This is a genomic window from Dyadobacter sp. CY323 (genome assembly GCF_021390245.1).
Taxonomy (GTDB): domain Bacteria; phylum Bacteroidota; class Bacteroidia; order Cytophagales; family Spirosomataceae; genus Dyadobacter.
The window spans coordinates 1-24848 of sequence record NZ_JAJUXH010000003.1 but is presented as its reverse complement, the minus strand read 5'-3'; the positions used below and the strand labels follow the sequence as shown (position 1 = coordinate 24848).

Here is a 24848-nt window from a genome sequence, read left to right as displayed (position 1 = left end):
TTGAGGATTCTAATGGAGATAAACTCTTACTAAATACTTTTTCTTTTCGGGTGTTGACGAGTATCAAACACTGCCAAAACTAGAATCTGATTTTTCTGAATTTTGTATATCAATAAATTGTGTTTTGTAATCACTGCTTCACGAACAGAAGTAGTTTCTGAAACTTGTCTAAACATATGTGGATGCTCAGCAATCAGATCAAGTATTTTTTCTGTTCGCTTGACAAAGTCTCGTTTTACCTGCTCCGTCCAATTCTCGTCCAGATAAATTATTACATCTCGAAAATTATCGAGTGCCCGGGGAGACCAGATAATGTCTAAAGCCATTTCGTATAAATTTCTCTGGCTTTATCATGTGGTATGCCTATTCCCGCGTCGAGCTGTTTCAGCGATTCTTCAATATCCAATACCACTTTTTCGGGTAAATCACCCCATTTGTTTTCGATATCGAAATTTTTAAATACTGATTTGACAGCATTAATAATGTTCTGATCCTCAGTATCTAGCAGCCGTTTGGCCAATTCGATTTTTTCGGTCTGTATATCCATAATATCAAATATACAATTATTTAATGTCTCGTTCACTTACTACCCAATCGCGCTAACCGGCAACATCGCCGCATTTCCCCAGCCGACCATCGCATTGAAAAGTTTGATATGACTGTAATTCTGAATATCATTTTCAGCGATTTCTCTTTCTGAAATAATCCCGGAATCCAGTAATAATGCCCGTTGCGTACCAGGCAAAAGGTAGCTGGTGGGAGTAAACCATTTTTCACCATCAAAAAAACCGACATTACAATAAAATGAATCGGTTACCAAGCCATTTTTGATGATCAGTATTTCATCCGCATCTTCCCGCTGGGCAAATAAAGTGTTCAGTTCGTCGCGGGTGTCGTATTTATAGGAGTAGTCGATGGTATCGTCGTACACTTTCTGGATCTTACGAATGGTTCGCGGCGAATACGGTTCCCATTTAATGTTATCGATTTCTTTTCCGTATGCGATTCTGCATTTATATAACTCATTTTCAATGCTATCCGGGATAATGATCAGTTCCGGCAAGTCCCATTTATCCGAATAGCCCCAAAGCTCTTTTCTGGTTTTATTCAACCTAGCCTGGTGATAATGCAGATTTTTGAGCTCACGATTTTTAACACAAATCGTTTCAATACACAGCGTGTGGGACATGACTGAATGGAAGATAAACTTTATCGATTAATTCCTGATATTCATTTTGGGCATTACTTAATGCAGTAATTCCGCCGCCACTTTTGAAAACCAGCTTGCCATTTTGATTTTCTATAAACCGGATCATTACCGCACTTTCGAAATTTTCGCCATCGAAGTACCCCATTACGCCGGTGTAATAGCCTCTTTCATAGCCTTCTGCATCCCGGATAATTTGCAGCGTACTTGGTTTGGGTGCGCCGGTTATTGATCCTGCTGGCAGTAATTTTAACAAAACGCTGCCATACTGTCCGTCGAAATCAGTTGTAAGCGTGCCCGCAATTTCGGAGCTGACCTGCAAAAGTGTTTTGTCGCTGGTTTGAATGCGGTCGATATACCGGTACCGGTTTACCCACACTTTTTCCGAAACCATACTGAGATCGTTTCGGATCAGATCGACAATCGTAGCATGCTCGGCAGCTTCTTTATAATCATTCAGTATCACATTTTCAGCATCCGGGATGGAGGCGTCTATGGTACCTTTCATTGGGAAGCTTGAAATGCGGTTACCTTTTATTTTAACAAAAATTTCAGGCGAAAAGCAAACAAACTGGTTTCGGTACCACAATCGGTAAAGTGCTTCACTGTTTTGGTAAATATCTGAAAGACTGAGATTTGTGTCAACTGGCGTGGGTACGGACAGATTCACGAGAAAGGAATTCCCGGCTTTGAGATTCCGGAGTACGTGCTCGAATTTTTCCTGATAAACCTTAAATGGTATCGGAAATTTGTTGAAATAGAAATCGGCAGGTAGTTCTTTTTTAGTATCTGCGGGAAGATTTGTAAAGCCATTAAAATCAAAATGCATTTGTAATGGATCGACTTCACTCAGTTTCATCGCAACCGGATTTTGAATCTGATAATCCACAAAAAAAACAAATGGGGTTTTTGACTTTCCCCACGCATTCAGATTCCCAACGAAATTGCGAACAGTGTCTGTCAACCTCGAAAAACGATAGATTTGAACATTTTGAACAGTCAGCTAATTTACAAAGTTCAGAAACCAATATCTAAATTAGGGGGTTAATAAACCGACGGCAGAAAGCCGGTTGACCTAGAAAAATGCACATTCACGACGTTATCATTATCGGAGGCGGACCATGCGGATTAGCGATGGGCGTGGAGCTCGCCAAAAGCGGCCTCGACTATTTAATCCTCGAAAAAGGGAATCTTACCGAATCCATTCGCCGCTACCCGAGGCGGATGCGTTTCTTTTCAACCGCTGAAAATATTGAAATCGGAGGAATCCCTTTTGCAATCTCGGAAGTAAAAGCAAACCGGAATGAGGCGTTGCAGTATTATCGTAAAGTCGCTGGTTATTACCACCTTAACTTCAAACTTTTTGTCGATGTAGATCGCACTGAAAAGCAGGCCGATGGTACTTTTCTGACTTATGCGAATGATGGACAAGTGTTTCAGTCTAAAAACGTAGTCCTCGCAACCGGTTATTTCGATGTTCCGCGCATGCTGAATGTGCCCGGCGAAAACCTGCCGCACGTTTCGCATTACTACGATGAGCCATTTAAATACTCCTTCACCAATGTGGTTTTGGTGGGCGGCTCTAACTCTTCGGTCGAGGCTGCGCTTGAATTATACCGCCACGATGCGCATGTTACCATTGTGCATAAAGAAGCTGATTTCAGAACGAAAGTAAAATATTGGCTGGTGCCCGACGTGAAAAACCGGGTGAAGGAAGGCAAGATTCATACGCGTTTTAACTGCGTTACCGAGGCCATCGAGCCGGGTCGCATTCAGATCAGGAATATAGAAACAGGAAAAATGGAATGGCTGCCTGCGGATTTTGTCTTTTTGCTGGTAGGTTATTTGCCTGATGAACATTTGATTGCACGCTGCGGGGTTACTCTCGATCCCATTACGAAAGTACCTACCTATAATCCAGATAATTTTGAAACAAATGTCCCTGGCCTTTATCTGTGTGGTACCGTTATGGCGGGAGTATTTACGGAAAAAGTTTTTATTGAAAATGGACGCGAACACGCTGCTGCCATTGCAGACCATTTAACCGGAAAGGAAATCCGGAAAGTAAAAGAGCTGATCGACAGGATTTAACAAGCCGTTTTATTCTTCAACCAACACCAATTTTCTCTTTTTCTTTTTCATCGAGATCTTTTCAATTTTCCCGATCAAACCCTTGGCACCTACGCCATAGCCCACGGGTCCGGCAAAACTCAGGGCGTGAAAACCTTCATTCCCAAGTGCTTTCCAGGATTTTCCCATGTCAACGGATACGCTGCTGCCTGAGGGGCCGGATGCTACCAATGCATAATCATCCAACCGGACCTGGGATTCGCCATTCCATATTGCGGTAGTGCTTTGATAGAGTGCAACCGACTCTTTTAACCCGCCGGGCTTGGTCATTCCCGAGAGCGTCCAGGTAACACCACCATCTTGTGTCATTAATACGTTTTGAGTGGAATCTACAGTCTTTTTATAGTCGCCGCCCACTGCCATCCCGCGTTTTTTAGACCAAAAACGTAACCCAAAAATACCGCTGGTGGGTCCGGCTGCAAGTGGCGTGGCCGAGACTTCCCACGATTGTCCATAATCATCAGATCTGAAAACCCGTGCGAATTTGCTGCCACCGGTTCCAATAAAAACGGAACTCCTGGCATTTACGATAATGGAAGTACCACTCGCAGCAAAACATGCTTCGCCTGACTCGGTTGCGGGACGTTTTTCAATTGGTAGTTCCTGCCAGGTCTTACCGCCATCTTCAGTAGTTAGAATAAACAGATGGTCTTGCAGCGGATCGCCGACACATATGCCTTTATTTTTACCCCAAAAGTCGATTCCATCCAGAAAAACCCCATTTTGTGTAGTTTGGTACACAAGACTCCAGCTATCTCCGCCGTCCTCAGTACGGTAAATCCTTGCTTTTCCGGCTTCTGCCAACCCTGCGCTCATTGCGACCGCGACATTCTTATCAAAGCCATGTATGTCCCGAAAATCGAGCGAATCTGCCCCTGAAACTTTACAGGTTTTCCAGGTCTTACCTGTGTTCGTAGTTCTCAGCACCGTGCCGTTTGTACCGCCGATCCAGCACGTACCCGGAGTTACAGCATGAACCGCACGCATATGAATGCCGGTTTTAAGATCGATTACCTTCCATTGTGCAGATGCTTCTCCGGACATGATGTTTGCAAGCAAAAATGTCAGCCAGAAAAGCCATCCAAATGGTTGAAAGAGAGAATTTCTTTGATAAATTGGCACAGTATTTTTATCGTATACAGTTCTAGGAAATTATAATCACAAAATAGGAAATTGTATGAACAAGAATCAAAAATTTTTGATAGGCTCAATCGGTGCATTGATTACAGGCATTGCAATTGGCCTTTTAGTCGCTCCAAAAAACGGAAAAGACACTCGTAAGTTAATTAAAAACAAAGCTACTGACCTGAGTGGCAGCGCAAAGGATACTTATGAAAAGAGCCTTGAAGAATTGTCGGTTTTGGCAGACAAACTGAAGGACGGATTTTTGAAAAATGTAAATACTGTGAAAGATAAGGCGACAGGTGTTGCTGATAATGCGAGCGATAAAGTTCGCAGCGTTGTGAACAACAATGTATAAATCTTAAAATGACATAAAAAAGAGGCTGTTTCGCAAATGGAACAGCCTTTTTTATGTCATTTTGGAATGCTTGCTACGATCTCGCTGATCGCCTGATTGATATCGGATTCAAAATTTTTGCTTTTCGAGGGGATAATTCCGGAAGCGCCACTTTGCCATACCAATTTATTCGTAGTTGCATCGACCAGATCGATCATAATCGTCCCTTCCCGGTATCTGCCGACCACTACCTCCTCACTTTTCCAGCTATATCTCCGCTGCCCCATATAACGCGGCAGGCCATCTGTCCGAAAATCAGTTTGGCGGGTTTGAACCTGGTCTTTCACCGTTATCGCAATATTGACTTTAAGAGTAGCATCACGGGCCTCATCCAAACCACGGGCCTGCATATTTTTTGCAATCGCGGTTTTAATGATTTCAACATTTTGCGCAAAATTCTTAGGTATGGTGTCCCCAGCCGCCTCAATGTCGTAAAATCCAAAAGTGGGATAACCCGAAAGCCTGAAATCAGCTTCTTGTTTCGGTTTCAGGATTTTATAAGAAGAATTACAACCCGAAAGAATCAAAGCGAAAGCGAGACAAAAAAATACGTTTTTCATAGCCGGAAAAGATTGAAGTTAATTATCCGATCACACTGCCCAGTTCTTTCGCGGCAGCCATACTAATTGATTTGTAATGCATGAATTCAGTCATAATGGCACTTTGTTCTTCCTCCGATCTGGCATGGACCGCCTGTTGCAGGCATACTTTCATCTTTTCTTCGATAAAAGCCTTTTTAAGCCGGAGAATGTTATTAAAAGCGGTCCTATCCAAAACATCAATTTCCAACGGCACGTAAATTTCGTGCTTCTGCTGCCACAATTCGCTCAATTCGTATTTCGGCGTGAGCCAGTCTATCGTCTTGAAGCGAATTTCGGACTCATGGTGGTCCCGGAAATATTCGGTAGGCAAAATACGTCCGCGGCTGTAATTTTCCCTGAACAAGGTCAGAATGTGCTGGCTGATCGTATCTGTAAACTCAATTCCTTCTATCTGCCCTAAAACATACTGGCAAACCGTAATGGTCGGTTCCAGTTCCTTCGTCCCGTAAATCACCAGTAATTTCACAAATGCTTCTTCCTGATAAGACAATTTGCTTCGCTGCGGAGCCTCGAACTGGTCTTTATCCGGAGCAAAAAAATCGACTGGGATTTCCGCATTATCTCCCTGAAATCCACCTTCAAATGCATTTATGAACTCATTTGGCGAATCTGGCGCATTACCGGACTGACGGGAGGTTCGATCCTGGGTTTTTTGTGCGCTTTGTTGTTTGCGGAGAAGTTTGTTGCCTTCGGTAATGAGCATTTGCTCATCCACGCGCAGCATTTCGGATGTTCTTTGAAAAAATACCTGCCTTTTGATCGGGTTAGGGATTTTTACAATGCTGTTTACAACTTCACCGATCAGTTCCGCCCGTTTGAAAGGATCATTTCCTGCGTCTTGTAAAAGAACCTCAGTTTTAAAAGTGATAAAATCTTTTGTGGCGTTCTTTAAATGGGCTTTGAACGCCTCAGCACCTACCTTACGAACATAACTATCCGGGTCATCGTTATCCGGAAAAAGCACGACACTTACATTCAGTCCTTCCTCCAAAACCAGGTCGAGCCCACGCAATGCGGCTTTAATGCCCGCCATGTCACCATCATAAAGAATTGTCACATTTGGTGTAAATCGTCCGATCAAACGTATTTGCTCCACCGTAAGTGACGTCCCGGAAGAGGCTACCACGTTTTCAATCCCAGCCTGATGGAGTGAAATTACATCGGTATATCCTTCTACCAGATAGCAATGGTCTTGCTGACGAATCGCGTTTTTCGCCTGAAAAACCCCATACAAAACCTCACTCTTGTGATAAACGTCCGTTTCGGGTGAGTTGAGGTATTTAGGCTGATTGGCAGCTTTGGGATTGTTTTTATCGGACTTGAGAATCCGTGCGCCAAATGCAATTACCTTTCCTGCAATATTATGGATGGGAAAAATCACCCTTCCTCTAAACCGGTCATAACCAGCGGAATGTCCGTCTGCCGGGCGGTTTCCTTCCCTATGGATGAGCAATCCTGCTTTTTCGAGCAATTGAGCCGAGTACCCTTTTTCCAATGCTTCTTTTGAGAACGAATCCCAGGTATCAAGACTATAACCCAGTTCAAACTTTTTGCGGATCTCGCTTGTAAAACCTCTTTCGCGGAAGTAAGTCAGTCCGATCGCCTGACCTTCATCGCTATTCAGAAGCTGATGCTGATAGAAATTTTTGGCATAATTAAGAACAATGTAGAGGCTTTCACGCTCATTTTGGCGCAAAGCTTCTTCATCTGTAACTTCTTCTTCAAGTATTTCAATGTTGTATTTATTGGCCAGATACCGCAATGCCTCACCATATCCGATCCCGTCAACGTCCATGACGAACTTAATGGAGTCTCCGGCGGCACCGCATCCGAAGCATTTATAGATCTGTCGGGCCGGATTTACATTGAAGGATGGCGTCTTTTCATTGTGAAAAGGACAGCATGCAGAATAATTAGCTCCTTTTTTTTTAAGAGATACAAAATCCCCGACAACTTCTACGATATCCGCAGTTTGCTTAATTCGGTCGACTGTCTCGGGGTTAATGCGCATGATATCAGCTTACTTGGTCATGTAGTTTTACGGGTTCCTTTATATTTTTATCCAAACGCATATTCAGCAGCTCCACGATGAACGAAAATGCCATCGCGAAATAGGCATATCCTTTTGGGATCTCGTAATGGAATGCTTCTGCTACCAGCAAGGTCCCAATCATTAACAAAAACGACAGCGCTAAAATTTTAATCGAGGGATGATTATTCACAAAATCACCGATTTTGCTGGCAAAAAGAATCATAATAAACGTGGATGCGATTACTGCCAGGATCATAATCGGAATGTCTTTTACTAATCCGACGGCCGTTAAAACCGAGTCGAAAGAAAAGATAATATTAAGCAATGCAATCTGAACCAGCGCGCTGCGAAATGTTAACGCTCCTTTTTTAGGCAGATTGGCAGAAGGCAGATCTTCTGGTTCGCCTTCGAGCTTGTGATGGATTTCTTTTGTTGAACTATATAAAAGGAAAAGTCCGCCGCACAACAGGATTAAATCGCGGCCACTCAAACCTTGTCCGAACAGTGTAATGAGGTCTTGTTTCAGTCCGATAACCCATGAAATCGCAAAAAGGAGCGCGATCCGAAGAACAAGCGCGATCAGTAACCCATAATTCTGCCCTTTTTTTCGTTGTGATTCAGGAAGTTTCCCGGCTACGATCGTAATAAAAATGACATTGTCAATTCCTAAAACGACTTCCAATAACGTGAGGGTAAGCAGGCTTATCAGAGCATCAGCCGTAAAAAATGCTTCCATGGATGAAAATAATGGGATTTATTGGATGTACGAAAGTAATCAGGTATCAGACTTTGAACAATAATTAAATAATATTTCCGTAAATTTGGTGCCCTGATCAAAAGTCAGGGTAGTGTGTGCCAAAAAGTTCTTAAGAATTGTCTGTTAATTTCTTATTAGAATTTGGAAATTCACAAACGAAAGTTTTTTTCTAATTACTTTAGTTTGTTATTTTGCGGTATTGAAACATGATTAAGAAATCTTCAAGATACGAGATATAGATATTAAAAATATAGTGTGTGTATAGTGTGAAACAGGGCATGGAAATTTTTCTATGCCTTTGTTTTTTGCTATCCACCCTATAAAATCCCATATCACGGTCTAAGTTGCTCACAGTAAATCTCTATCAAGCGTTTTACCGGGTCACAAGCTTTTAAATCCGGCGGACCACACGCTAGCAAATTCCTGGCCAGAGGAATATCTTTTTCAAAACTTACCTGATTTATTTTGTCGAACGTTTTGCAGAACACCGGCCGCTCGACCGCATTCGACGCCAGCACAGGTACGTTCAGCTCCATCGCTTCGTGAATAGATAAGGAAACACCGTCCGTCGTGGTGTTGCGAATGAATGCATCCGACAAACTCAGGATGTTCCGGAAGTCGTGCGGCTCGCTGACGAAAAAGACGTTGCCAGGCAACGTTCCGAGCATTTTTGCTGCATATTTGGAATATTGTCCCGATGGGTCGGATATGATCAGTGCAGTTTGCACTAAGTTTTCAATGCATTCTATAATTGGTAAAACGCCGTAAGTTTCCTTTCCGTTCTTGTCAAAAGTGACGTTCCACGCATTTGTGCAAAGAATTGTTTTATAACTTTTCTTAAAATCCATTAATGCATGTAGAATGGAGTCAGCCAGTTCAGAAATTGGTGGGGCGGGAAGGTGTGTAGAGATGAGTGCCGCTTTTCTATTCCAAAAACATGCTCTCCTGAAACTTTCACCATTCTGCACAATGGGCACTGCACATAATCCCGCTGAAATGTTGATTGCCCAGTTACCTAAAGCTCCGTAACGGCCCCAGTTCCCATGGTAGGTGATCAAAAGTCTTTTCCCGGCCAACATGCAGAAGGTAGCCAGCCCCAATTGTAAGAAAGGCTGGGAGATGTGAAGATGTATGGTTTTGTATCTCAATATGTTAATGCAAACTTCAAGACGATTTGAGTTGCGTAAATCACAGAAAGCATACCTGGTAAAATTGCTTTTCCCAAGATTTGCTAGCAACCTGCTCACGTGCGTAGTCACTCCTCCGATGGGTGGCGGAATACTCCCCAGGATCAGAATGCTAGCGGCCATTCTCATGTTCGCTTTTTATCGTCACACTTTTACAATAAAAATAAAGGCAGAGCAAAAGGATAGGGGCAATGCAGTTTATTGTGAGGCTTTTGGCGGGAATAATGACGAAAACAGAGCCCACGGTATGAATAAAAAGCAGATAAAAGCAAAGTGAAAGAAGAAGTACCAGGTACAGTTTGTCGACGTAAATTGCTTTTAAAAAGCACATTGCCAGAAATGCAAATAGCGGGTAGATGAGAAGCAAACCCAGTAGTCCTTGTTCTGCAAGTAATGTGTACCACAAGGAATGCGCCTCACGATACCCGGGCCCCAGTATTTCGAAACTCCCAATTCCATGTCCGAAAACCGGATTTTCCAAAAATAGTTGGTAGGCAGTCGCATGTATTTCATCGCGACCACTTGCCAGTTGCAGCTTCTGAACAAGGTTGTTGATCGACTGAAAATCACCGAATCTGAGGTTCCAGGAATAAGCCAGGGTTGAATCGGTGAAAGAGATACCCGACCCGGGAATAAGTAACAGTATAATATAGGAAATAAATGCTAACCACCTGATATTCTTTGCCTTGAAAACCAAGGATATAGAGATTAGCAAGTACGGTATGATAATGAAAACGGCGCCTCTCGAAAAAGAAAAAATGACGATTCCCGAAAAAATGGCCACAAGTCCCAGGATGATTGGTAATGCAGCCTGGCACCGTCGGGCAAAAAGTAATGCGAGTGGCCATAGCAAAATGAAATACGCCATTGTAACATTCGTGTCAGAAATATTACGCGTTACCAGCAAATTATCTGAGCCTTTATATGCAGCACCTGTAATCACAAGGCCAAACGTGCCGACCCCGAGAATCAGGTATAAAAGGAAAAAGTATTTTTCGATCTCCAAAGTGAAATCCTTAGCCGAAAATGCATTTTGCAAATACAAAAAATACATCGGTAGCGTGACCAGGTACAGGAGTGGGCCGCCCAAAAGTATATTTTCGAGATTAGGTGAAATGATCATAAATCCAAGATTGAAGACGATCCAGCATGTTATGAAAAGTTTTTCCCGGGGAGACAGCCGAAAATTTTTAGTGAATAGAAAGTTTAGAAAGTAAATATCAAGCAAAACAAATGGAAGCAGCCGCCACAGCGAATTGGCACCGGCAGCGAATGAATATTTTTGGAATAAATGGAGAAATTGAGTCAGAATGGGAATGCTCAACACATGGAATAGCCGGTGTTTTGTCCGGTAAAACAGGGATAACAAGCAGTATACATAGAACGAAAGCACAACACTCGTTTGAATGGGACCTTCCCCAAAGCTCAGTAAATCCTCGAATAAGATTCCTGAAACCGCCACCAGGGTCAGTGCAATCAGAAGCTTGCGGATCATTTCAAGTGCTATTTCAACCATTCGTCCACGTATTTCAGAACCGTTTCTACTGACTTTGGCTGGGTGAAATGGGTAAAAAGCCTGATTTTATCCTGGGGCTTGTTCAGGAGCTCGGTTCTTGCCAATGCGTTATTCAATGCATTAAACAACTGCTGCTTCCTGTGCACCATTGTATCGACATGGAGCTGATTGAGAGGGAGTTGGTGTGAATAATCATAAAGTCTTCTCACCGATTCCGTGTATGGAGTGTCTTCGGGATCATCATATGCGATGCTGATAATGGGTTTGCCACATGCTGCTGCATCGAGCCGGATCGTTGAAGCTACCTGAATACATGTATCGCAGTTTCTAAGCATTTCGTGAAGTGAATGCAAGAAGTCGAATGGTGGTAGCCAATCGGAAAAAGTTCGCGCATTAAGATATGTTCGATTTCCAGGATGCCAGATTCGAATTCTTGGCTCCGCCAGCTGTTGATAAGCATCGATTGGATCGTCGGGGTGGCATCGGATAACGAGCGTCAGATCTGTATGTAATTGAAGATATTCGATTACGTGTTTGGCAATGAGCATTTGAGATCGAAAATGCTTTCGTGCACTTGTAGCAAAAAGGATGATCTTGTGTGTTTCGGGGATTTGAAATTGGCGACAAAAATCCTTCTTTGATCGAGTATCATTTGAAGTTTCGAAGTACCTGTCAAATCTGGGAATACCTGTAATGCAGACTTTCGCCGGGAAACCGAATGCATTGTAGAACCGGTGGTACTCGGCAGCCATGAGTTGATTCCAGACCAAAACGTATTCGTGATTGGCGTTCATCATCCCTTTCGAAGTCAGATTATCCCAACTAATGACCATTGCCATTGATCGTATTTTGTTTGTAACGAGGAAGTTAACAATACAATTCTCGCGAATGTCGAGTGGTGAGGTTGAAATAACCCCGTCGAAATGGTAACCTGCAAGTTCCGGCAAGGAAGTCAGGCGTTTTGACAAAAGAATAATGGCGTTCCTAAACCATCGTAGCGAGATGTCAGCAATAAAACGCAGGATTCGAGCATTTCTCACGCAGGAAAACCCTTTTTGAAACATTTTGTTCCTACACAGCAATTTGATTTCCTGGGTTTCGATCTCGAAAACAAAGGAAAACAATAGCTTTTCGCATCGGCGGAGTATTTTTAACAGGAAATGCTCATGCGCTATTTTAGCGTCAATCAGATTCACATTCATTTCGTGATATCGGTTTAACTGTTGGATTTCTGGTTTTCCGATCAAAGTCGAAAGCAGATGAATCCGGTATTTTTCACTAAGCCTTTTCAGCAAACCACTGTGAATCAGGTTCATGGCGGCAAAACTGTTAGTAATCACTATTAGAATTACTCTTTCACGTACATTTCGGCTTTTTTCCAATCTTCCAGTGTGTCTATGTTTATGTCGATTTCATTTGTAAGCATTCCGTAGATCTTCCCGCCCAGAAAGGTTCCTTGTTTAATCAGCGAGGTTTTAGAAATGTAGATTCTCCCATCGCGATAGTAGGTTTCAGGCAGATCTTGTCGCCTCGAAGTCAGACGTTTATCAGGAATTACCGGGGTTATTAGTGTATCGTTTTGGTACTCAAAAGCCCAATATGGATTATACTTGTCGGGAATTTTTTGAATGGTAACCAGACTGTCCGATTCGGATTCAATGATTTTTTGGATTGCGCGGTCAATCAGATCAACAGTCCGGAATGGGGTAGTGGGTTGAAGCAGAAGCACGTATTCAAACTGAATGCCCTGATCTGCAAAGTATTCCAGCGCGTGCAAGACCACTTCCTGCATGGGCGTTTCATCCCGCGAAATGGCATCCGGCCGCACAAACGGCGTTTCAATGCGCGGAAATCCATTGACGAAACGAATGGTTTCCATGCAGTTTGTGGATACGACAATCCGGGCGAGCATTTCGGAATGCAGCGCCGATTCTATGGTGTAGGCAATGAGTGGTTTCCCGCCCAGCTGCTTCATATTCTTGCCGGGAACACCTTTTGAGCCGGCCCTGGCTGGAATGAGGGCCAGAATTATAGGAAAGCCCGCCATTAGTAGGTGATTTTTTTGTCAAACAAAAGAGGAATTTCTACCAACAGGTCCGCGATTCTAGAACCGGAATTTCCCTTTCCATACAGAAAATCTGGTTCGTACCGGCCATGGTTAAGCTGGCGCCAAATGCTTTGGGTGATTTCGTTTGCAGCTGGCCGGCAGTCAATCACATTACTGCCTTTTTCCCTCCCATTTTGTCTGCTTCCAATATTCACAACGGGCACACCTAGGCAAGCACCTTCCCGAATTCCCACGCTGGAGTTGCCAACAAGACAGGAGCATTGTTTCAGTAGCACCAGGAAATGTTCGGGCGTCATATTTTTGAAGAAATGAATGGGAGCGTGCTCATTCATTTCCCGGAAAACCCGGATGCCGTGGGACGTTTCATATGTGCCATGATCTGCATTTGGCCAAAACCATAATGTTGGAATATCCATCGCCAGGATCGCAGCCAACGTTTGGTCGATCTGATCTTTGGACGATCCGGACTCGGTTGTTACAGGATGTTGCATGACGACCAGATAGCGTTTAGAAAGATCGGGTTTCGGTCCCACACCTCCGTAAATTTCATAAGGATCAAATGGTAAGTCTTTATTATTCAATATTTTAATGGCAATGTCAATGGACGGGCAGCCGGTAAAGAAAATCCTTTCGGCAGATTCACCTAACCTGATCACCCTTTGGCGAGAAGCTGCGGTTGCAACAAAATGGAAATCAGCCAGTTTGGTTATGGCGTGCCTCACTTTTTCATCGATATTACCGGTAACCTCTCCACCCTGGATATGCACGAGCGGAATGTTCATATACGCTGCAGCAATGGCGGTTGCCATGGTCTCAAAACGGTCGGCAACGGTGACTACTACGTCCGGGCGGATATTCTCGAAAATACCGGCAAGCTCGATGATCCCTAAACCCGTCGTTTTAGCAGCGAATGTCGAATGTCCCGTCTCCATCAGATTGGATATTCGGGAAGTAATGTCAAAGCCATCTTTTTCGATGTAATTGACCACCGAGCCAAACTTGTCTGATAATGCACTGGCTGCGACCACCAGTTGTAATTCCAGCTGAGAATGAGATTGAATGGCACTCAATACTGTTTTTATTCTCCCGTAAGTGGCTCTCGCTGTGACGACTACGCAAATTTTTCGCATGTTATATGTGTGATTCAGTGAGAAAATCCCATTGTTCCAGATCATTTCTTAGAGGTTTTCCAAGAATGCGCTCATACTGGCTCGGCGCGATTCCATATCCTTTCGGTTTTTTCGATTCCAGGTCACTTTCGGTTAGTATATGCCCTTTCGTTAAGGATTTATTCACAGCCAGGGATTTTCCAAAAATGCATTTCAACCTCTCGGTATGCTCATTATCTGTTTTAGTGACCGGATTTTTAAGTGCGATTTCTATCTGGCGAATGCCGGTAACCAATGTGATCGCCTGATCTACCGTTAGTGAAGATGAGGAATCCGGCCCGGCAATCCTTTTATCAAACACGACATGAAATTCAATAAGCTTCGCCCCCGCAGTTGCGGCCGCAAGAGCAGCAAAAATGTCACCCGAATGATCTGAAAACCCCACTGGTAACTGATAACGGTCTGTCCATTCGGCGATGAGATTAATGCCCCATTGGTGCGGTCTTGACGGATATGCGGAAGTGCATTGCAGGATGGAAATGTCGGATTTGCCTGTTTTTAAAATATCTACGGCCTGGTCCAGTTCAGTAAGCGAACTCATTCCGGATGAGAGGATCACATTCTTTGCGGATCGGGCAATTCTGTTCAGCATTAATATATTGCCGACTTCCCCCGAACCGATTTTAAAAGTCAGCATTCCAATTTCTTCCAGGATATTTACTGCCGCGATCGAGCACGGACTAACGATAAAATCCAGCTTTCTCGACTCACAATGCTGCTTTAATTCAAGCCATTGTTGTTTAGAAAATTCCATTCTTTTCCAATAATCAAACCTTGTCTTTTCCTGATACGGCAAGGTTTGTCGAAATGGCTCGTGAATGCTGCTTTCAGCTTCCGCGATGTGCATTTGAAACTTAACGGCGTCGACACCGGTGGTGGCCAGAGCTGCGATGTACGAATGTGCCAGCGCAATACTTCCTTCATGTGCCTGACCTACTTCTCCAATTATGTAAATGTTGTCCATTTGGTTTGTTAAAAGTTTTGTTTTGTCAATTTTTTGGAAAAGAACCGGGTCCGTTGTTTTGGCTTATATCCATAGTCATATTGATAACTTCCGAGACGTTCTTTACCATTCAGAATCAGGTTGAGGTTGGGTAATTGGTTTTCGCGATGAATTTGGCTGATATCTTCAAGCTGGTGAAGAAAGGTTTTGCCTTGACGGATCACATAAAGCGAAAGATCAGCGTGGCAGCCCAGTATGCGTGCATCGACTACAAGACCAATCGGCGGAGTATCTATAATGATATACTGATATTGCTGACGGAGCCGGGTCAGGAAATCTGAAAGTTTAGGAGAAGAAAGCAATTCAACAGGGTTGGAAGGGATAGTGCCCGCGACCACCACATCAAAAGGATGATCGCATTGCCAGCTTTGAATGACTCCCGATATTGGTTGATTTGACCGGATGAAGTCGGTAAAGCCTGAATCCCTTAAATTTAGAAGTCTTGAAAGTGTAGGCTTCCTTAAATCCAACTCAACCAATAACACTTTTTTGTCGGTCAATGCCAGGGAATAGGTGAGATTCGCGGCAACGAATGACTTTCCTTCTCCACCCATACTCGATGTGACTAATATAATCTGATGCGGTTTGGGGCCTGACAAGAATTGAATATTGGTTCTCAGTGCCCGAAACTGTTCCGCAACTATGCTATGTGGATTAGATGTAAAGGTTTTTGTGGAACCTTGCTGCTGACTGATTTCGGATAAGATCGGTGCATTAATTTGTGCAAAAACCTCACTTTTGCTCTTAACCCTGTTGCTAAGAATATCCTTTAGATAAATCCATGCAATGGGAAATGCCATTCCGATAAATCCGGAAAGCAAGAGTACCAATTGCTTTTTGGGAGTTACCGGATTTGTATCGGCTTTGGGACGATCGATTACCCTGGCATTTGCGACATTAGATGATCTTGAAATAGCGGTTTCAATCCGTTTTTTAAGCAGAAAGAGGTATAATTCTTGTTTTGTTTGCTGTTGTCGCGAGTAGTCTACATATACCCTGTCGAAACTGGGAATCTTATTAATTCGCGATTTTACGTGATTTTGATGGCGATTGATAAGTTTTAGATTGATTTCGAGATCTCGTTTCTGAGACTTGAGAGCTGCCAGCAGATCTCGTTTTAAAGTTTTAATCTGAACATCCAGCGATTGCATCAATGGGTGAAAAGCCGGCGTAGTTGTTAATGAATTTTCCCGCAAAAGCTGAACCTCATTGTATTTCCGGGCGAGTTCAATGAAACTCAATTCATATCTGAAAAATGCAGAAGGAACTAGTTGATTGGGATTTTCTCTCAAATGCAATTCCAGTTCTTCCACAATCTTCAATCTCAAAACCTGTTCTTCTTTTTCAAGTTGATAGCGATTTTCATTCTGGAGCATCAGCCTGCTACTTTCCTCGGAATTCACAAGCTGCGTTTCTTTTCTGAATCGTTCTATATTTCTCTCCACTTCCGCCAGATCCTTCGAAACGTCGGTAAGGTTCGCGTCGATAAAAGCCAAAGTGCTATCGGCTAACCTGTTTTTATCCTTAATACTGAATTTCAGATAGATCTCGATAAGTTTCTCAATAATATCTTCTCCTTTGACAGGAAGTATTTCCGTAACCGACAGGTCAACTGTACTGGCCAGTTTGTTGGTGGCTGTTATCGAAAAAGTCTTTTGCAGTTCCCTGACTGTTTCGTCCCTGGGCGAAATAATAATGCTATACTGATCTTCTGCAGCCTTTTGGTAATGAGTGGTTTTCAAAATCGCGGGACCCTCGGGCAAATAAATGGTATCATCGAAGCAACCGTTAAAACGGTTCTTGTGGTTGGATAACCGATAGTGGTTGCGATCTAAAATGTCAAGACGATAAATGCCTGGCTGTTCGATGGATGACTTTCCAAGTAGGATCAGTCGAATGGGGGACTTGTCATAGATTTCGGCCGTTTTGAGCCTCCCGGTCGCGTAATAGCGAATATGAAGTTGAAGGTCGTCCACTACCTCTTCCATTAACTTCCTGCTTTTCAGGATCTCCAACTCATTGTCCACACTTGTTGTATTGGGTGAAAGTCCCAGATCTTCCAGTAATGCAGTATCATTGAATTCCGCGCCGCGCGAATCGTCCCGGATAAGCAGAGATGCGGTAACGAGATACTCAGGCGTCGTGTAACGCAGAAAGAAAGTCGCAATGCAGAAACAGGTGACAACGGAAGTCAACAACCAGTACCAATTTGCCAGGACTTCTCTGAAAACAGGGAAGTTCAGAGGAGCGGTTTTCCCGTTATGACTTGTGACTGTTTCTAAATTCGGTCCGTTCATCACATACTTTTAAATGGTAGTATGTTTTAGACGGAAGGAGGCAAAATAAGTAACGCACTTTTTTAAACTTTTTTTCAAATAAAAAACCCTGCTGATCTTTTTAAGGATAAACAGGGTCGGGAATGCGTATGCAGGCTTTTTAAGCGAAATGTACTTTTACTTTTTTTAATGCCGAGGCTACAACCTGGTGCATATCGTAATATCGGTACTCGGCAAGCCGGCCACCGAAGATCACATTTTCTTCTTGTTCTGCCAGAGCTTTATATTGATTGAAGACTGCGGTATTCTTGTCGTCGTTTACCGGGTAATATGGTTCTGCACCTTTTACCCACTCCTCAGGATATTCGTGGGTAATCACCGTTTTGGGTTGTGTCCCAAATTCAAAATGTTTATGCTCGATGATCCGGGTAAATGGAGTCTCGCCATCTGTGTAGTTCACAACCGCATTACCCTGGTAATTTTCCTGGTCAAGTAATTGATTTTCAAACCGTAATCCGCGGTATTCCAATTGTCCGAAACGGAATTCGAAATACTCGTCAATGGGGCCGGTGTAAACCACGGTATCTGCAAGCTCACTTAAAGCCTCCCGATCTTTAAAGAAGTCCACACCCAGTCTGACTTCCACACCATCCAAAAGGCCTTCGATCAGCTTGTTGTAACCGCCAATTGGAATGCCCTGGTATTTGTCATTAAAATAATTATTGTCGAATGTAAACCGAACCGGCAAGCGTTTGATAATAAATGCCGGTAGTTCAGTCGCTTTTCTTCCCCACTGTTTCTCTGTATAAGCTTTGATCAGCTTTTCGTAAATATCCGTCCCAACAAGTGAAATAGCTTGTTCTTCAAGGTTTTGTGGATCCTTAATGCCAGCTTCTTCTACTTGCTGCCGGATTTTTTCTTTTGCTTCTTCGGGGGTACGCACCTTCCACAACTGGTAAAAGGTGTTCATATTAAAAGGCAGATTATACAGTTCGCCATTAAAATTCGCTACCGGGGAATTGGTGTAACGATTGAACTCGACGAACGAATTTACATAATCCCAGATGTCTTTGTCATTCGTATGGAAAATGTGCGCGCCGTATTTGTGCACATTGATACCCTCCACATTTTCGCAGTAAACATTACCACCAGTATGTTCCCTGCGGTCGATAACGAGGCATTTTTTTCCTTTTTTAGTTGCTTCGTGAGCAAAAACTGAACCCCATAATCCGGCGCCTACAATAAGGTAATCGTAATCTTTCATTAACTGGTTTTTTAATATGTGTGAAATGGATACTGTTGAATACGGATTTACCGGGTCTATAAAAAGAAAGGCTCCTGTGAGGGAGCCTTTCTTTTTATAAGCTTTCCAGTTACTATGGAAGAAGTTTCAATTCTACGCGACGGTTTTTCTGAAGACCTTCACGTTTCGCACTGTCAGCGATTGGTTTGAATGAACCGAAGTAATCAACGATCACTTTGCTTGGGTCAGACAATCCTGCTTCGTTGATCAGGAAGTTTTTAACTGCATCAACACGACGTTTAGAAAGTGCGATGTTGTAACGATCAGAAGCGCGACGATCCGTGTGACCTGCAAGTTGCAGACGGCAACCGTTTTTGTTCATCAGCATCGCAACATTTTTAAGCATTTCTTGTGCCTCAGGTTTGAGCGTATTTTTATCCGTATCGAAGGTTACGTTAGCAAAGATCTCGCTGCAAGCTGCTCCGGATGCAAGTGCATTTTTAACGTAAGAATCAAAATCAAGAACGCGACCGCTACCGTCAACTACACTTCCTGCTGGTGAATTAGGTTCTTTATCGAAGAAGTCAGAAACACCGTCACCATCTGTATCAAGAAGCAATCTTGGGTCGATATCTTTTGGACGGTTAGCTTTTGCCACAGAATCCATTTCTTCAAGAGTAAGGATTTTCGGTGGTTTGATCAACACTTTAGGATCTGTGTAACGCAGGTGATAATAACCACCCTCGTCAGGTTTGTAATCCCATTTGCCATCTACTTTCGCAACTTTCAATGGGTTTTTACCCAATTTGTATGTCACCTGAACAGATCCGTATCCGTAGCTGTCAAGTTCAGAATTTCCCTTACGTGAAGTTTTCTGATCTTCGATAACAAAACTGTTTGGAGTTCTGTCGTAGTCACCACCGTAAGTAGCATCCAGATAGTCAGAGTTTGTATGGTTCAAACGGAAGTCAAGACCGATGTCAATTCTTTTGGTTACTTCATAATTCACGTTCAATCCTGTTGGAATAATCCAATCATTCATTTTGCCCGTTTCACGAAGTTTTACGCCACCTGTAAGATCGTATGCAGTAGCGTCATAAAACACCTGACCTACACCAACATACGCGTCTACTTTCCAGCGTTTCATTTTATTAGGCCCCATTAAAAGACCTTTCAGGTTCACAGTTCCTGCAAGCGAAACATCAAAGTAGTTACCCTCAAAATAACGGTTGTACATACGACGCTTCATACCTCTTAATCCACCTACGGATGCATCAAGGCGAGTTCCGAACCAGTATGAAAGTTGCTTATTGACAGTCAAACCACCCTGAAATGTTCCGGATTCTTTGTGGCTGTCAGAAGTAGTTTTTGTAACAGGCCAGAAATCATATTCTCTCAAATCTCCAAAGAACATGGATGGGCCGAAATGTGCAGAAACTGACCAGGTGTTCAGTTTGTAAGGACCATCATACGTTGCTTTGGGATTGTAATCCGGAGAATTCGGTTGCACTAGTGGTTGCGCCAATGAAGGCAGCGCCATCATTGCCCCCAAGGCAAACGAACAAATCAACTGGGATACTTTTTTCATACTATTCAAGTTAGCGTTATTAAGATTAACTAGGATTGATCGGTAGTCAATTATGAGTAAAGTTATATATTTTAGATCATGGCCAATTGTACAATAACCAAATGCCTAGTGCGACAAAAATAGGTTAACAATATCATTTAATCAACCGAAGTTGACTCAAATGGGAAAGTTTCCTAAGAAATCATTCAAATTTTACTCGAAAGAAACTTCCTTTTGTGAACTTTCAAAGTCGTTGAATTAATTTTTTTTCCATTTCCTGCTTCCACGATATAAAACTACCCTCGATAATTTTTTCCCTGGCGGTATTCACCAGCCACAAATAAAAAGTGAGATTATGAACGCTGGCAATCTGTGCCCCCAGCATTTCTCCCGATTTTACCAGATGTCTCAGATAGGCTTTACTGTAAAAAGTACTAACATATCCCCCGAGTCCGGCATCAATCGGAGAGTAATCATCTCTCCATTTTTCATTGCGGATATTGATCACCCCTTCTGTTGTAAAAATCATGCCATTACGGGCATTGCGAGTAGGCATTACACAGTCAAACATATCGACACCCAGCGCTATGCATTCAAGGATGTTGGCAGGTGTTCCAACACCCATGAGATAGCGTGGCTTGTCTTTTGGTAAAATATCGCAGACAACTTCTGTGAGCTCATACATCATTTCCGCTGGCTCACCCACCGATAAGCCACCGATTGCATTGCCTTCCCGGTTGCAAGAGGCAACAAACTCAGCGGATTGCTTTCTCAAATCTTTATAGACACTGCCCTGGACAATCGGGAAAAGGGTCTGGCTGTGGCCGTAAATCGGCTCCGTACTATCAAACCTGTCACAGCAGCGGGTCAGCCAGCGATGGGTCATCTCCATGGATTTTCTCGCGTAGGTAAAATCGCATGGGTAGGGGGTGCATTCATCGAATGCCATAATGATGTCTGCGCCGATTGTACGCTGAATATCCATCACATTTTCCGGCGTGAAAGTGTGTACCCCACCGTCAATGTGTGACTTAAATACCACACCTTCTTCATTTATCTTCCTGCCCGTCCCGGCGAGTGAATATACCTGGTAACCGCCGCTGTCTGTCAGTATTGGTCGGTCCCAGCCATTGAAGGCATGTAACCCACCGGCTCTTTTCATAATGTCCATACCGGGACGCAGATACAGGTGATAGGTATTCCCCAGGATGATCTGAGCTTTAATATCGTCTTTTAGTTCGCGCTGATGTACCGCTTTTACGGTTCCTGCGGTGCCCACAGGCATGAATATCGGCGTCTGAATAATCCCGTGGTCCGTTTCTATAAACCCTGCCCGTGCCTTCGATTGGGGATCCTCAGTTTGTAGTGTAAACTTCATTAAAGTTTTAAATTGCTGATGCGCAAAAATAGGTTGAAGGTCTCGAACATTCCTGACAATGACCGTATATTTGTGTATAATATGGTAAAATTTTACTTCTCTCTTCTATTGTGGCCGATTATCTACTCTATGCGCTTGCAGCGTTTGTGTGTGTTCAGTTATTCTACTATTTGTTCTTTTTTACAAGACTGGCATTTTACGGAAAAGGGGCAAATTATGGCAGTGCAATGCCCGGTGTAACTGTACTTGTATGTGCCTGGAACGAGAGAGAAAACCTGACGGAATTGCTGCCGCTACTCGATGCGCAGGAATATCCGGAATTTGAGGTAATCCTGCTGGACGATCGGTCTGACGATGGCAGTGAAGAGTTTATCAGAGCCAGTATCCAGCAATGGAAGCACATCCGCTACATCCGCATCAACGACCAGTTCGACCACGTTACCCCCAAAAAATATGCATTAACGGTCGGAATGAAGCAGGCCAAATATCCGATCGCATTAATGACCGACGCAGATTGCCGCCCCTCGTCAAATCACTGGATCACAGCAATGACCTCGCGGGTTGCAGATGACAAGGAAATCGTATTGGGATTTTCACCCTATGCGAGGCGGGCCGGGTTGCTCAATTGGTTTATCCGGTGTGAAACATTTTATACCGCTGTCCAATATCTGTCCTTTGCACTCGCTGGAATGACTTATATGGGCGTTGGCCGCAATATATTATATAAGCGTTCCGTGTTTTTTGCGAATAAAGGATTTTATACCCATAAACACGTCTTCGGTGGAGACGATGATATTTTTCTGAACGAGGTTTCAACAAGCTCGAATACAACCATATCTATAGAAGAAGATTCCTTTGTATACTCCATCCCAAAAACCACCTGGCGGGATTGGTTTCGTCAGAAACAGCGGCATATTTCCGTGAGCAGATATTACAAGCCGCGGAATAAGTTTTTGTTGGGAATGCTTTCCGGCACACATGTTCTCGCTTGGCTGGTCGGAATTGCTGCATTAGCCTTTGGTCTGGTTACGCGAGATATATTGTTTCTTCAGTACCTCGGGATCCTATTCGGCGTCAGGTGGATCATACAATGGTTTTTACTAATTATTATCAACATCAAGCTCGATAAAACTGTAGAATGGTTCAGCTTTTTGTTAATGGACTTTGCTTTGTTCGTATACTACTTCGTCTTCGGAATACGGACATTTACAAGAAGAAGACCCCGTAAATCATGGAATTAATCAACAAATATTTCCCAGACCTCACCAACGAGCAACGCAGCAAGTTTGGAGAAATGGAAGAACTATATCAATACTGGAATGCACGCGTGAATGTGATTTCCAGGCAGGATATTGATACATTATATGAAAGACATGTACTGCATTCACTGGGAATTGCTAAAGTCCAGGCATTTAAGTCGGGTACGAATGTACTAGACGTAGGTACTGGTGGAGGGTTTCCCGGGATTCCGCTGGCGATCCTCTTTCCGGAGACGCAATTTCATTTGGTTGATAGTATCGGTAAAAAAATACGCGTTGTACAGGAAATTGCAGCGGCATTGAAACTGGACAATGTAAAAGCGGAGCAGATCCGCGCGGAAAGACTGGATGACAGCTACGAATTTGTTGTGAGCCGGGCCGTGACCCGCATAACACCGTTCGTGGGCTGGGTGAAAAAAAACATCAGCCGTAATTCCTTTCACGAACTCAGGAATGGTATTTTATATCTTAAAGGTGGTGACCTGGGTGAGGAACTTGCCGAGTTGAACCAAAAATCACGTATTTACGAGCTTTCGGGCTATTTTAACGAAGAATTCTTTGAGACCAAAAAGGTCGTATACGTACCTTTGTGAAAATTTAAAATTACCTATCCTTATGAGCGAACGTTATAGCGCCAGCGGTTTAATGAATCCATTTTTTCCTGATGAAGTTACTTTCGGAGAAAAAGGCGTGACATTCAAGGTCAGCAAGCTTTTCAGAAGTACTGACAACTTTGTATTTTATTCCGACATTTCGGGGGTGGAAGTAGATACCGGCATGTTTTTTTCGACGATTCGGGTGATCCCGAGAATGCGCCCGGAAATTATTATCAATAATTTTACAAAGGGAGATGCCAAGAAAGTCAAGGAGTTAATCTTGCAAAGGGTGCAGTCGTGAGATTTTTTTAACGCTTATTCTTGCGCTGTATAAGTTGAATTCTTAGATTTGCACCAGAATTCGAGTAAACAACCGGATTAAGATTCCTGAATAGCTCAGCCGGTTAGAGCATCTGACTGTTAATCAGAGGGTCGTTGGTTCGAGCCCAACTTCGGGAGCCCTGAGAATGCGGTTCGCCGCTCCGAAAGCATCTAGCATTAATTTGCTAGGTGCTTTTTTTGTTATGTGGCAATTAAACCTACGAGCCGTAAGCGGAGAAATCTTTAAAAATGGAAGATTATGAAGCAAACAACGATTGCCACCACCCTGTTTTTTGGGACAATAGCGGCTGTCGTGACGGAGCTTTCTATTATCTCACAAGTAAAAGAGGGCCAATCAAGGATCCGTAAAGCCATTCAGCAATTCATTTGCCTCGCAAACAAGAATATGGCAAAGATTGCGCGGCGTCTTGGAATGAGAGGAACCTACAACCTATGCAGCCCAGCATTCATTCAGGACGATCAGGTTGCAGTCAGGGGCTAATATGGCAATGATCAGTAAAGCTGGATCACCGAGGTTTAACGCCGGCACAAACTTACTTTGATGACTATAAGAATATGTAAGTCAAAGCCGAATGAAAATCCCACTTATCTAACGGAGCGATAAAATTTAATTAATTGATCATCACTCAACTAATTTACCGTTAATTAAATATGGGGTTTACTCTACAATTTCCAAAAAATAAAATGAATACGTTTGTCGACATCCTAAATCGGAATTATCTCGAAGGCGTATAACCTTTCAATGCACGCTCGTTTATTTTTTTGAAGCCTTTCGCTTTTTGGAAAAAGTATCATTGCAAATCGATGCTGATAAATCGTTCTTTCTACGGTATATCAATCTATCAAACTCAACAGAAATTTATAGAAATCATTTTAACTGTCGCGTCCTAAAATAAGTTGACGGTTTTAGATTGAGTTTAGGCCTTGGGGTGTTTCTCCAAGGCTTTTTTATGTACTGCATTCGGGGTCATCATTTTGAGACTAAGATGAGGCCTGT

The 24848-nt window shown here is 43.2% G+C and carries 24 protein-coding genes and 1 tRNA gene; 7 read left to right on the top strand and 18 right to left on the bottom strand.

What is annotated here, in order from left to right; translation table 11 throughout:
* Positions 1-29: 29 nt before the first annotated feature.
* From LZG72_RS06235 to LZG72_RS06220, 4 genes are read right to left on the bottom strand one after another with little or no spacing between them, the layout of a single operon-like run.
* Positions 30-326, bottom strand: a complete 297-nt coding sequence (locus tag LZG72_RS06235) for a type II toxin-antitoxin system RelE/ParE family toxin (RefSeq protein WP_233868957.1) — start codon at positions 324-326, stop codon at positions 30-32.
* Positions 317-547, bottom strand: a complete 231-nt coding sequence (locus LZG72_RS06230) for a hypothetical protein (RefSeq protein ID WP_233868955.1) — start codon at positions 545-547, stop codon at positions 317-319. The genes LZG72_RS06235 and LZG72_RS06230 overlap by 10 nt, the downstream gene beginning before the upstream one ends.
* A gap of 39 nt (positions 548-586) precedes the next feature.
* A complete protein-coding gene (locus LZG72_RS06225) occupies positions 587-1189 on the bottom strand; it encodes an aminotransferase class IV family protein (protein ID WP_233868953.1) in 603 nt (200 codons plus the stop codon).
* Positions 1167-2171, bottom strand: a complete 1005-nt coding sequence (locus tag LZG72_RS06220; RefSeq protein WP_233868951.1) for an aminodeoxychorismate synthase component I — start codon at positions 2169-2171, stop codon at positions 1167-1169. Before LZG72_RS06220 ends, LZG72_RS06225 begins: the two co-directional genes overlap by 23 nt.
* Before the next feature lie 119 nt (positions 2172-2290).
* On the opposite strand from LZG72_RS06220, the gene LZG72_RS06215 reads away from it, so the two are divergent.
* A complete protein-coding gene (locus LZG72_RS06215) occupies positions 2291-3298 on the top strand; it encodes a YpdA family putative bacillithiol disulfide reductase (protein ID WP_233868949.1) in 1008 nt (335 codons plus the stop codon).
* A 9-nt stretch (positions 3299-3307) separates the two neighbouring features.
* On the opposite strand, the gene LZG72_RS06210 is transcribed toward LZG72_RS06215, so the two are convergent.
* Positions 3308-4381, bottom strand: coding sequence for an oxidoreductase (locus LZG72_RS06210; RefSeq protein ID WP_233868947.1), 1074 nt, complete (start codon positions 4379-4381; stop codon positions 3308-3310).
* 133 nt (positions 4382-4514) lie between these two features.
* On the opposite strand from LZG72_RS06210, the gene LZG72_RS06205 reads away from it, so the two are divergent.
* Complete coding sequence (locus LZG72_RS06205; RefSeq protein ID WP_233868945.1) at positions 4515-4817, top strand: YtxH domain-containing protein; 303 nt, start codon at positions 4515-4517, stop codon at positions 4815-4817.
* Between the two features lie 56 nt (positions 4818-4873).
* On the opposite strand, the gene LZG72_RS06200 is transcribed toward LZG72_RS06205, so the two are convergent.
* From LZG72_RS06200 to tgt, 13 genes are all read right to left on the bottom strand, one after another.
* The gene (locus tag LZG72_RS06200) at positions 4874-5416 is read right to left on the bottom strand and encodes a DUF4136 domain-containing protein (protein WP_233868944.1); all 543 of its coding nucleotides are present in this window, start codon (positions 5414-5416) and stop codon (positions 4874-4876) included.
* Between the two features lie 22 nt (positions 5417-5438).
* A complete protein-coding gene (dnaG, locus tag LZG72_RS06195) occupies positions 5439-7469 on the bottom strand; it encodes a DNA primase (RefSeq protein ID WP_233868943.1) in 2031 nt (676 codons plus the stop codon).
* A 4-nt stretch (positions 7470-7473) separates the two neighbouring features.
* Positions 7474-8226, bottom strand: coding sequence for a TerC family protein (locus LZG72_RS06190; protein WP_233868942.1), 753 nt, complete (start codon positions 8224-8226; stop codon positions 7474-7476).
* 353 nt (positions 8227-8579) lie between these two features.
* Positions 8580-9557 carry a hypothetical protein gene (locus LZG72_RS06185; RefSeq protein ID WP_233868940.1) on the bottom strand — a complete coding sequence of 326 codons (978 nt, stop codon included), beginning with the start codon at positions 9555-9557 and terminating at the stop codon, positions 8580-8582.
* Positions 9547-10950 (bottom strand): O-antigen ligase family protein, encoded by a 1404-nt coding sequence (locus LZG72_RS06180; RefSeq protein ID WP_233868939.1) that lies wholly within the window; start codon positions 10948-10950, stop codon positions 9547-9549. Before LZG72_RS06180 ends, LZG72_RS06185 begins: the two co-directional genes overlap by 11 nt.
* Positions 10938-12266 carry a CDP-glycerol glycerophosphotransferase family protein gene (locus tag LZG72_RS06175; RefSeq protein WP_233868937.1) on the bottom strand — a complete coding sequence of 443 codons (1329 nt, stop codon included), beginning with the start codon at positions 12264-12266 and terminating at the stop codon, positions 10938-10940. The genes LZG72_RS06180 and LZG72_RS06175 overlap by 13 nt, the downstream gene beginning before the upstream one ends.
* A 32-nt stretch (positions 12267-12298) precedes the next feature.
* Complete coding sequence (locus tag LZG72_RS06170; protein ID WP_233868935.1) at positions 12299-12997, bottom strand: cytidylyltransferase domain-containing protein; 699 nt, start codon at positions 12995-12997, stop codon at positions 12299-12301.
* On the bottom strand, positions 12997-14148 hold the full coding sequence (gene neuC, locus LZG72_RS06165; RefSeq protein WP_233868934.1) for a UDP-N-acetylglucosamine 2-epimerase: 1152 nt from the start codon (positions 14146-14148) through the stop codon (positions 12997-12999). The genes LZG72_RS06170 and neuC overlap by 1 nt, the downstream gene beginning before the upstream one ends.
* Before the next feature lies 1 nt (position 14149).
* Positions 14150-15151, bottom strand: coding sequence for an N-acetylneuraminate synthase family protein (locus LZG72_RS06160; RefSeq protein WP_233868931.1), 1002 nt, complete (start codon positions 15149-15151; stop codon positions 14150-14152).
* Positions 15152-15159: 8 nt separating this feature from the next.
* A complete protein-coding gene (locus LZG72_RS06155) occupies positions 15160-17487 on the bottom strand; it encodes a tyrosine-protein kinase (RefSeq protein ID WP_233868928.1) in 2328 nt (775 codons plus the stop codon).
* Between the two features lie 139 nt (positions 17488-17626).
* Positions 17627-18730: a UDP-galactopyranose mutase gene (gene glf / locus LZG72_RS06150; protein WP_233868925.1), complete on the bottom strand. Its 1104-nt coding sequence runs from the start codon at positions 18728-18730 to the stop codon at positions 17627-17629.
* 112 nt (positions 18731-18842) lie between these two features.
* Positions 18843-20297 carry an OmpA family protein gene (locus LZG72_RS06145; RefSeq protein WP_233868922.1) on the bottom strand — a complete coding sequence of 485 codons (1455 nt, stop codon included), beginning with the start codon at positions 20295-20297 and terminating at the stop codon, positions 18843-18845.
* A gap of 223 nt (positions 20298-20520) precedes the next feature.
* The gene (gene tgt, locus LZG72_RS06140) at positions 20521-21654 is read right to left on the bottom strand and encodes a tRNA guanosine(34) transglycosylase Tgt (protein WP_233868919.1); all 1134 of its coding nucleotides are present in this window, start codon (positions 21652-21654) and stop codon (positions 20521-20523) included.
* Between the two features lie 110 nt (positions 21655-21764).
* Here tgt and LZG72_RS06135 point away from each other — a divergent pair, with 110 nt between their 5' ends.
* The 5 genes from LZG72_RS06135 to LZG72_RS06115 all read left to right on the top strand — a co-directional run bounded on the left by LZG72_RS06135 (position 21765) and on the right by LZG72_RS06115 (position 24332).
* Complete coding sequence (locus LZG72_RS06135; RefSeq protein WP_233868917.1) at positions 21765-22895, top strand: glycosyltransferase; 1131 nt, start codon at positions 21765-21767, stop codon at positions 22893-22895.
* Positions 22886-23506: a 16S rRNA (guanine(527)-N(7))-methyltransferase RsmG gene (rsmG, locus tag LZG72_RS06130; RefSeq protein ID WP_233868915.1), complete on the top strand. Its 621-nt coding sequence runs from the start codon at positions 22886-22888 to the stop codon at positions 23504-23506. Before LZG72_RS06135 ends, rsmG begins: the two co-directional genes overlap by 10 nt.
* Before the next feature lie 22 nt (positions 23507-23528).
* Positions 23529-23810 (top strand): hypothetical protein, encoded by a 282-nt coding sequence (locus LZG72_RS06125; protein ID WP_233868913.1) that lies wholly within the window; start codon positions 23529-23531, stop codon positions 23808-23810.
* Between the two features lie 84 nt (positions 23811-23894).
* A tRNA-Asn gene (locus LZG72_RS06120) sits at positions 23895-23968 on the top strand.
* A 121-nt stretch (positions 23969-24089) separates the two neighbouring features.
* Positions 24090-24332: a hypothetical protein gene (locus tag LZG72_RS06115; RefSeq protein WP_233868911.1), complete on the top strand. Its 243-nt coding sequence runs from the start codon at positions 24090-24092 to the stop codon at positions 24330-24332.
* The last annotated feature ends 516 nt before the right edge of the window (positions 24333-24848 follow it).

Excerpts from the sequence above, each read along its gene's own strand:
- LZG72_RS06235 (WP_233868957.1), bottom strand. The coding sequence starts at position 326 with ATGGCTTTAGACATTATCTGGTCTCCCCGGGCACTCGATAATTTTCGA.
- LZG72_RS06230 (WP_233868955.1), bottom strand. The coding sequence starts at position 547 with ATGGATATACAGACCGAAAAAATCGAATTGGCCAAACGGCTGCTAGAT.
- LZG72_RS06225 (WP_233868953.1), bottom strand. The coding sequence starts at position 1,189 with ATGTCCCACACGCTGTGTATTGAAACGATTTGTGTTAAAAATCGTGAG.
- LZG72_RS06215 (WP_233868949.1), top strand. The coding sequence starts at position 2,291 with ATGCACATTCACGACGTTATCATTATCGGAGGCGGACCATGCGGATTA.
- LZG72_RS06210 (WP_233868947.1), bottom strand. The coding sequence starts at position 4,381 with ATGTCCGGAGAAGCATCTGCACAATGGAAGGTAATCGATCTTAAAACC.
- LZG72_RS06205 (WP_233868945.1), top strand. The coding sequence starts at position 4,515 with ATGAACAAGAATCAAAAATTTTTGATAGGCTCAATCGGTGCATTGATT.
- LZG72_RS06200 (WP_233868944.1), bottom strand. The coding sequence starts at position 5,416 with ATGAAAAACGTATTTTTTTGTCTCGCTTTCGCTTTGATTCTTTCGGGT.
- dnaG (WP_233868943.1), bottom strand. The coding sequence starts at position 7,469 with ATGCGCATTAACCCCGAGACAGTCGACCGAATTAAGCAAACTGCGGAT.
- LZG72_RS06190 (WP_233868942.1), bottom strand. The coding sequence starts at position 8,226 with ATGGAAGCATTTTTTACGGCTGATGCTCTGATAAGCCTGCTTACCCTC.
- LZG72_RS06185 (WP_233868940.1), bottom strand. The coding sequence starts at position 9,557 with ATGGCCGCTAGCATTCTGATCCTGGGGAGTATTCCGCCACCCATCGGA.
- LZG72_RS06180 (WP_233868939.1), bottom strand. The coding sequence starts at position 10,950 with ATGGTTGAAATAGCACTTGAAATGATCCGCAAGCTTCTGATTGCACTG.
- LZG72_RS06175 (WP_233868937.1), bottom strand. The coding sequence starts at position 12,266 with ATGAACCTGATTCACAGTGGTTTGCTGAAAAGGCTTAGTGAAAAATAC.
- LZG72_RS06170 (WP_233868935.1), bottom strand. The coding sequence starts at position 12,997 with ATGGCGGGCTTTCCTATAATTCTGGCCCTCATTCCAGCCAGGGCCGGC.
- neuC (WP_233868934.1), bottom strand. The coding sequence starts at position 14,148 with ATGCGAAAAATTTGCGTAGTCGTCACAGCGAGAGCCACTTACGGGAGA.
- LZG72_RS06160 (WP_233868931.1), bottom strand. The coding sequence starts at position 15,151 with ATGGACAACATTTACATAATTGGAGAAGTAGGTCAGGCACATGAAGGA.
- LZG72_RS06155 (WP_233868928.1), bottom strand. The coding sequence starts at position 17,487 with ATGAACGGACCGAATTTAGAAACAGTCACAAGTCATAACGGGAAAACC.
- glf (WP_233868925.1), bottom strand. The coding sequence starts at position 18,730 with ATGAAAGATTACGATTACCTTATTGTAGGCGCCGGATTATGGGGTTCA.
- LZG72_RS06145 (WP_233868922.1), bottom strand. The coding sequence starts at position 20,297 with ATGAAAAAAGTATCCCAGTTGATTTGTTCGTTTGCCTTGGGGGCAATG.
- tgt (WP_233868919.1), bottom strand. The coding sequence starts at position 21,654 with ATGAAGTTTACACTACAAACTGAGGATCCCCAATCGAAGGCACGGGCA.
- rsmG (WP_233868915.1), top strand. The coding sequence starts at position 22,886 with ATGGAATTAATCAACAAATATTTCCCAGACCTCACCAACGAGCAACGC.
- LZG72_RS06125 (WP_233868913.1), top strand. The coding sequence starts at position 23,529 with ATGAGCGAACGTTATAGCGCCAGCGGTTTAATGAATCCATTTTTTCCT.
- LZG72_RS06115 (WP_233868911.1), top strand. The coding sequence starts at position 24,090 with ATGAAGCAAACAACGATTGCCACCACCCTGTTTTTTGGGACAATAGCG.